Here is a 6,091-nt window from a genome sequence, read left to right on the forward strand (position 1 = left end):
ACCTCCCTCACCAATACTCCTGCCACTACAAGTCAGCGCAGAAGTGTGGCTATGCTTGTAAGGCTGCTGTCGATGAGGTGCACACTTATGGTTCCGTTGTTAAAAAAATGGCTGGTTTGTCTGATGCTGTTGGCTACCAGCCCGCTCGGGGCCACCCCGCTTGTCATTGGTGCCGAAGATGACTGGGCCCCCTACTGCGAGCGCGACAAAGACAATGAGGATGACCAGCCCCACGGACTGGCGCCTGAGCTGGTCAAGGCGGTGTTCGCCGCCGAAGGGATCGAGATTGTCTTTCGCACCCTCCCCTTCGCCCGCTGCATGCACGATGCGAAAAGCGGCAAACTTGCGGGGTGCTTCAACGCCACCATCACCGAAGAGAACCGCTACCAGTACCATTGGCACGATACCCCCATGTTCGAGGAGGATCTTGCCATCTTCGCCCTTGCCAGCGACCCGCAACGGGATCTCAAGCTCACCTCGCTGGAGGGCAAGCGGGTGGGCATCACCCTCGGCTACACCTACCCTACCGATTTTATGGAGAACCCCAGGATCACCCGCTTTCAAGCCAAATCCGATGCCCAGATCCTCGAGATGCTGGTGCGCGGCCGGGTCGACTACATCCTGATGAACGGCATGCCGGGCTACCTCAAGATCCAGCAGAAGCAGCTGATCGGCAAGGTGGTCAAGGTTGGCAAGCTCTCCACTGATGGCTTCTGGCTCGCCTTCTCCCGCCACCACCCGCAAGGGGAAGCGCTGGCCAAACAGTTCGAACAGGGGCTGCAGAAGATCAAGAACAACGGCATCTATGAGACGCTGATCCGCCAGTTTGAAACCAGACTTGGCCTCTACTGATTGACGATGCCTTCCTGGTTGCGCCCCCTCATACTCGCGCGGTAGGCCGGACAGCGAGCGACGCACCGAATGGCCCCGCGGATTGCACAATAACGGCAACCTGTTAGGCTCACGCCCGTATGACACCAATGGAGCTGTAATCATGAATAAGGCACATATGATGGCCGCTGGTGCGCTGGCCCTCGGCCTGCTCGCTGGCTGTAATCAGGGCAATACCCTCTCAGTCACTGGTGGCGAACCGGTCAGTTACCAGTGCGAGCAGGGCAAGAAGGTGCAGGTGCGCTACTTCTCCCTCTCCGACGAAAGCCTCAACTTTATCAAGCTGTCACTGCCGGACGGCAAGGATTACACCCTGCCCCAGGCCATTTCAGCCTCTGGCGCCCGCTATACGGACGAACATGAGGCCGTCTGGTGGAACAAGGGGGATGAGGGCTTTGTCGAGCTTCGGGATCAGGATGGCGAGTGGCAGACCGCCTACAACGACTGCAAACAGCAATAAACGTGACCCCGGCCTGGCCGGGGTCTCTCTTTACTCTGGCATCAGAGTGGTGGGGGATCAGTTGATCTCGATCTCGAAGCGGTTGGTCACCTCGACCGGAATGGCATCCGGGTTGCCCTCTGCCGGGCTGTAGCGGATCCGCGAGAGGGTCGCCAGCGCGCTCTGTTCCAGTTCGCCGGGGGGCTCGGCCGCCACCACTTCAGGCTTGACCGGCGTGCCGCTGGCGTCGATTTGATAGCGAACTTCCACATACCCCTTGACCGGTTTGGCCGGCAGGGCCGGCTCGTCATTGCCAAGCCATGACCACTGCTTCTCCTGAACCCAGTAGCTGGACAACTGCTCGAGAGAGATAGCGATCGGAGCGCGCTCGTGCGCCACCTCCTGACGGGATGAGCACCCCAGCAACAGTGTCACTGCCAGACCTGACCATACTGCGACTTTCCACTTCATGTAACGCTCCTTGTTCTCTGCCGGTGCTTGTTGCCGGACTGCGGGACGCTCAACGCGGCCCGCTTGGTCAGTCACCCATCCTAACGAAAAAGTATTCGTATGAACATTAACAAAAGGGCCAACCCCGAGAGGTTGGCCCTTTTATCGTCAATAAGCTCACTAACCATACGCTGGCATCAGCCGCGCTTGTCGCTCACCACCAACCAGAGCGCATGGACCATGCCCGGCAGACCGCCCATCAGGGTCAGCACTATGTTGATTAAAAAGTGCAGGCTAAAGCCCACCTGGATAAAAGCGCACACCGGGGGCAGGAAAATGGCCAGCAGGATCTTGAGCAGATTGTTCATCTCGGCTCTCCTTTTCAATAATGTCGTCAGGATTGGAATGGGCTAACCATAAACATCCCGGACTTCAACTGCAAACCAGACAGGGAATTCGCTCACCCGCATCACGCCAGGCGTTGAGGTCGTGGATCTGCTGATTACTGCTGCCACGCCATAGCAGGCCCGGGTCTGCCAACTCCTTTTCAAACTTGCCATCCACCAGCACATCCAGCAAGGCCACCAGCTCGCGCTGGGCCTCTGACAGTTCGCCGAGCAGATAACCGGTCCAGCACCAGATATCCTTGCCCGGACACTCGGCGCGCACCCGTTTCACCAGCGCCAGCACGTGGGGCACGTTGGCCGGGTGGAGCGGATCGCCGCCGGAGAGCGACAGACCTCGCCGTTTGATGCGGCTGTCGTTGAGATCCGCAATGATGCGATCGCTCATCGCCTCATCGAACGGCTTGCCGCCATCGAGCCGCCAGGTGCTCTGGTTGTAGCAACCCGGGCACTGATGCTCACAACCGGAGACAAACAGGGTGACACGGGTGCCGGGGCCGTTGATCACATCAACTGGATAATACTGGTGATAAAACATTTAATCTCTATTTAATACAGAAAGAATAACATCTCTAGGGAAAAGCTTATTAACCCCAATCCCATCGATTGATATTTTCTTTGTTTCTATCTGACCTTCTAAACATACTTTATCGCACATACAGAATATATAATATTTAGTCGCATCATCCATCCCATCACAATACTCGTCAATATGAGCAAACCGTGCAAAATCACTAGAGCTCTCTTTGATCAAAGTGACCTCATTGGATAGATGAGATATTCTGGCAGAATGTTCGGCCAGTTGAGCCTTTGTTTCCCTCTCCAACTTTTCTCTGGCAGCTATTTCACTAACCATTAGCTTTGCAAGCCTCATCAAGTCAGACTCTGCTTGAGAAGGTGGAGGATAGTTGCCAAATTTTATAATAGAGGGTATGACTTCATGAAAAACCCAACGTTGAAATCTCTTACATGCAGGACTCTTGTCTCTAGACAACAAGCGAAGAAGTCCTGGTTGAGTCACATACAATTCATGACCTGGATTATTAAGCGTTGGTTCACCTTGGATTATTTGCTGTTCATCTGGTTCGAGAGCTTCAATTTGTGCACGATAAAAACCATCAAACCCAACATTTACATTCGCTGTCGAATGCAATCTATTTTCAGCAATTAATATACGAACAACATCAGGAAGAGAAAACAAAACCTCTGCATCTCTATTTATTGTTTTTATCTTATTTTGACCCTGTTCTGTTTCATAAGATAAGACAAGAAGAGAAAGATCCATTTTTACCCCACTTTATGTTTTTAAGCATGGTTGCATTAACCAAATGGATAATGCAACCAATACATCACATATGTTTGACGCGGCGCTTTACTTCTTCCTGCTTGCCCGCATTGAAGGGGCGCGCATCCGGGCTGCCGAGGTAGCCGCAGACACGGCGGGTCACCGACACCTTGGCCGGGTCGTGGTTACCGCAGCGCGGGCAGGTAAAGCCCTTGGAGGTGCACTCGAATTCGCCGGTAAAGCCGCAGTCGTAGCACTCGTCGATGGGGGTGTTGGTACCGTAGTAAGGCACCTTGTCATAGCTGTAATCCCAGACGTTTTCGAGCGCTTCCAGGTTGTGCTGGATGTTGGGGTACTCGCCATAGCAGATGAAACCGCCACTGGCGATGGGCGGATAGGGCGCCTCGAAGTCCAGCTTGTCGTACGGGTTGACCTGCTTCTCCACATCGAGGTGGAAGCTGTTGGTGTAGTAACCCTTGTCGGTCACGCCGGATACCACGCCAAACTCTTTGGCATCGATGCGGCAGAAACGGGTGCAAAGGTTCTCGCTCGGGGTGGAGTAGAGGCTGAAGCCGTAGCCAGTCTCCTCTTTCCACTCGTCAATGGCCGCCCTGAGACGGGCGATGATGGCGATGGCCTTCTGTTGCAGCTCGGCGCTGTCAAACAGGTGCACCTTGTCACCAAACAGGGCGTTGATGGTCTCGTGAACCCCGATATAACCGAGGGAAATGGAGGCACGACCGTTCTTGAAGATCTCGCTGACGTTGTCGTCCGCCTTGAGGCGTACGCCGCAAGCCCCTTCCATATAGAGGATCGGAGCAACCCGCGCTTTCACCCCGTCCAGACGGGTGATGCGGTACATCAGCGCCTTCTTGGCGACCCGCAGGGAGGCATCGAGACGATCCCAGAAATCCGCTTCGTCACGGGATTTCAGGGCAATGCGCGGCAGGTTGAGGCTCACCACCCCCAGGTTGTTGCGACCTTCGTGGATCAGCTCGCCATTCTCCTCGTAAGCGCCGAGGAAGGAGCGGCAACCCATGGGGGTCTTGAAGGAGCCGGTCACTTTCACGACCTGGTCGTAGTTGAGGATGTCTGGATACATCCGCTTGGAGGCACACTCCAGCGCCAGCTGCTTGATGTCGTAGTTGGGATCGCCCTGCTTGTGGTTGAGGCCATCCTTGATGGCGAACACCAGTTTCGGGAACACGGCGGTCTTCTTGTTCTTGCCAAGACCGGCTATGCGGTTGCTCAGGATGGCCCGCTGGATCATCCGCGACTCCCAGCTGTCCCCCAGACCAAAGCCGAAGGTGACAAACGGCGTCTGACCGTTGGCGGTGTGCAGGGTGTTGACCTCGTACTCCAGCGACTGGAATGCGTCGTAACACTCTTTCTCGGTGCGAGCCATGGCGTAGGCTTCCACATCGGCAATGCCCCACTCTTCGGCCACTTCACGGTGTTTCTGCCAACTGATGGTCACATAGGGGGCCAACACTTCGTCGATGCGGTTGATGGTGGTGCCGCCATAGATGTGGCTCGCCACCTGGGCGATGATCTGGGCGGTCACGGCCGTGGCGGTGCTGATGGATTTCGGGGTATCGATCTCCGCATTGCCCATCTTGAAGCCGTGGGTCAGCATCCCTTTCAGATCGATCAACATGCAGTTGAACATCGGGAAGAAAGGTGAGTAATCGAGATCGTGGAAGTGCAGATCACCGCTCTCGTGGGCCTGAACCACATCACGGGGCAGCATGTGGCTGGTGGCATAGTGCTTGGCGACGATACCGGCCAGCAGGTCGCGCTGGGTCGGGATCACCTTGGAGTCTTTGTTGGCATTCTCGTTGAGCAGGGCGGCGTTGGTCTGCTCGACCAGACCGCGGATCTCCTGCGCCAGACGGCCGCGCGCCTCGCGAGCCTGATCCCTGTCATGGCGATATTCGATATAGGCACGGGCGATGGCCTTATCGTCGGAAGCCATCAGGTGGTTTTCGACCCGGTTCTGGATCTCGTGGATATCAACTTCACCACGCCCTTCCAGCTCCTGACTCACCGCATTGGCAATGCGGGAGGCGAGTGCCGGATTGGCCTGATTGACCGCTTCCGCCGCACGGCTGACCGCCTCTGCAATCAGCTGGGCATTGAATGGTGCGCGACATCCGTCACGTTTGATCACAACCGGTTTCATGGATTTTCCCCGTTAAAAGGCCAGGCATTTGCCTCTGGCTCACCCTTGTTGGGCCCCCCTCCCGGCATCTCATCCTGGACGCAAATAAATTCAGCCGAGGCTTGACAAGCCTGGGCTGAAGATAGGAGGGGAACAGCTTATACACAGCTTAACAACACAACATATAGGGATTAAAAACGAATGCGTCCCTATATGTGGTGTCTATTAGGCACCAAAGCGAAGCCTCATTTCTTGATCCAGAACAGGTTTTTCAGCGAGCGGGACAGTTCACGACCAACCTAAAAGAGCCCCATTCAAATCTAACCCCAAGCAGGGTGCGGGCTGGCGTCCGATCCGCCCACCCGAAAAAAATGGCTCTGTCCCAATTACGTGTTGAAAGGCTAATCTTGAAGTAGGCCATCACCTTGAGGTCTACCATCATGGATACCCCAGCCTTTCAA

The 6,091-nt window shown here is 55.5% G+C and carries 7 protein-coding genes; 2 read left to right on the plus strand and 5 right to left on the minus strand.

The window, feature by feature from the left end; translation table 11 throughout:
* Positions 1 to 87: 87 nt before the first annotated feature.
* Together DBR30_RS15520 and DBR30_RS15525 are read left to right on the plus strand one after the other, a co-directional pair.
* The gene (locus DBR30_RS15520) at positions 88 to 852 is read left to right on the plus strand and encodes a substrate-binding periplasmic protein (protein WP_108542478.1); all 765 of its coding nucleotides are present in this window, start codon (positions 88 to 90) and stop codon (positions 850 to 852) included.
* Between the two features lie 142 nt (positions 853 to 994).
* Positions 995 to 1,351, plus strand: coding sequence for an MliC family protein (locus DBR30_RS15525; RefSeq protein ID WP_042055249.1), 357 nt, complete (start codon positions 995 to 997; stop codon positions 1,349 to 1,351).
* 57 nt (positions 1,352 to 1,408) lie between these two features.
* Here the strand turns inward: DBR30_RS15525 and DBR30_RS15530 are convergent, their stop codons facing one another.
* From DBR30_RS15530 to nrdD, 5 genes are all read right to left on the minus strand, one after another.
* Positions 1,409 to 1,801: a TonB family protein gene (locus DBR30_RS15530; RefSeq protein ID WP_108542479.1), complete on the minus strand. Its 393-nt coding sequence runs from the start codon at positions 1,799 to 1,801 to the stop codon at positions 1,409 to 1,411.
* A gap of 176 nt (positions 1,802 to 1,977) precedes the next feature.
* The gene (locus DBR30_RS15535) at positions 1,978 to 2,148 is read right to left on the minus strand and encodes a YqaE/Pmp3 family membrane protein (protein ID WP_005338440.1); all 171 of its coding nucleotides are present in this window, start codon (positions 2,146 to 2,148) and stop codon (positions 1,978 to 1,980) included.
* Positions 2,149 to 2,212: 64 nt separating this feature from the next.
* Positions 2,213 to 2,722, minus strand: a complete 510-nt coding sequence (gene nrdG, locus DBR30_RS15540; RefSeq protein WP_108542480.1) for an anaerobic ribonucleoside-triphosphate reductase-activating protein — start codon at positions 2,720 to 2,722, stop codon at positions 2,213 to 2,215.
* Entirely contained in the window at positions 2,723 to 3,469 is a 747-nt protein-coding gene (locus DBR30_RS15545; protein ID WP_108542481.1) for a BRO-N domain-containing protein, read from the minus strand.
* Between the two features lie 64 nt (positions 3,470 to 3,533).
* The gene (gene nrdD, locus DBR30_RS15550) at positions 3,534 to 5,651 is read right to left on the minus strand and encodes an anaerobic ribonucleoside-triphosphate reductase (protein ID WP_042079841.1); all 2,118 of its coding nucleotides are present in this window, start codon (positions 5,649 to 5,651) and stop codon (positions 3,534 to 3,536) included.
* Positions 5,652 to 6,091: the final 440 nt, after the last annotated feature.

Origin of the sequence: Aeromonas sp. HMWF017 (assembly GCF_003061465.1) — a bacterium.
In the GTDB taxonomy this organism is placed as follows: Bacteria; Pseudomonadota; Gammaproteobacteria; order Enterobacterales; family Aeromonadaceae; genus Aeromonas; species Aeromonas veronii.